Source organism: Acinetobacter sp. 228 (assembly GCF_048147885.1).
The window spans coordinates 1-1,220 of sequence record NZ_JAYWYV010000380.1 but is presented as its reverse complement, the minus strand read 5'-3'; the positions used below and the strand labels follow the sequence as shown (position 1 = coordinate 1,220).

Below are 1,220 nucleotides of genomic sequence, written 5' to 3'. Positions count from 1 at the left end.
GCAGCACCGACAAGATCGTATGAATTTGTTCTGGTTTTTGGAATATGAACCGATTAAGCAGACTTTGAAGGAAGTGGAAAAGATTACTCGGTTGAAATAAATTTTTATTTCTGCACGACTGGGCCTCGCTAACTTGTTATTTAATATAGTCATTAACCTTCGGTTCGACCTACTTTTGTTGCGGCAAAAGTAGGCAAAACCATTACCATCTGCAAAACCTGTTCAATACCTATTTTTAAATAACAGTATTACAAAACCATTATCTGATTGAGATACCACGCAGGTTGCAGATGGCTTTCTCGACTATCAGATTTCAACTAGGGTTTTATGCTGTATTGATGCTATTCCTCAATGAAAATGCTTCAACTGTTTTCTAAGTTGTTGCACTTCATCAATCAAATCTAACATCACCGCAACAGCTGCAAGGCTTGCATCAAAGTCACGTTGCAAACGATATGCTTTACGAGCGCGGATAACATCTTCACCCATGAATTGATGTTTTTCAGGTGGTGTATCAATCGCTAAAATATCGTACTCAATGAGCTGGAGAATCCAGTCTGGGCTTTGACCACAGGCTTGAGCAAACTGTTGCAAGTCAAATGTACATTGTTCATCAACGACTTCAGCACTAAAGGTGTGGCCGTCACATACAATTTCTCGATAATGGATGGTTGTCATGATCTTGCTCCCTAATGAGATGAACGAGGTTCGAATGAAGCAAAGGCTTCTGCCAATTGCTGATAGGCTTCTTTTTCTTTTTCAGAATGCGCCGGTGGGAATACAATATTTAAAATTAAATAAAGATGGCCTGGCGTTTTATTTGGTATCCCTTTGTCTTTTAAACGTAGCTGTTGTCCTTGTTTTGCATTTTTAGGTAAATTGACGTGTAAAGGTCCTGCAGGTGTTTTTACTTCAATGCCTTGCCCTAATGCGGCTTCCCATGGGGCTACATCTACAGTCAAATATACATCACTGCCTTCGACATGCACATGATCTGTATCTTTATATTGAATCTCGATATAAAGATCGCCGTTGGCACCACCATTAATACCACTTTGTCCTTGTCCACTTAGGCGAATTTGCTGTCCTTCTTTCATGCCTTTAGGTATTTTTACCTGTAAGGTTTTTCGTTGTACCTCTGGCTCACCATAAGCATTGATGGTTGGAATTTGCAGGGTGATGTGTTGTGTTGATCCATGGTAAGCAATATCAAGATCGAC

The 1,220-nt window shown here is 40.0% G+C and carries 3 protein-coding genes; 1 reads left to right on the top strand and 2 read right to left on the bottom strand.

Annotated features, from left to right (window positions below):
- A partial coding sequence (locus VXQ92_RS19190) for a hypothetical protein (protein ID WP_416682872.1) occupies positions 1-100 on the top strand: 100 nt, incomplete at its 5' end.
- A gap of 248 nt (positions 101-348) precedes the next feature.
- Here the strand turns inward: VXQ92_RS19190 and VXQ92_RS19185 are convergent.
- Both VXQ92_RS19185 and VXQ92_RS19180 read right to left on the bottom strand, forming a co-directional pair.
- Positions 349-678: a chaperone modulator CbpM gene (locus VXQ92_RS19185; RefSeq protein ID WP_000207459.1), complete on the bottom strand. Its 330-nt coding sequence runs from the start codon at positions 676-678 to the stop codon at positions 349-351.
- An 11-nt stretch (positions 679-689) separates the two neighbouring features.
- A partial coding sequence (locus VXQ92_RS19180; protein WP_416682871.1) for a DnaJ C-terminal domain-containing protein occupies positions 690-1,220 on the bottom strand: 531 nt, incomplete at its 5' end.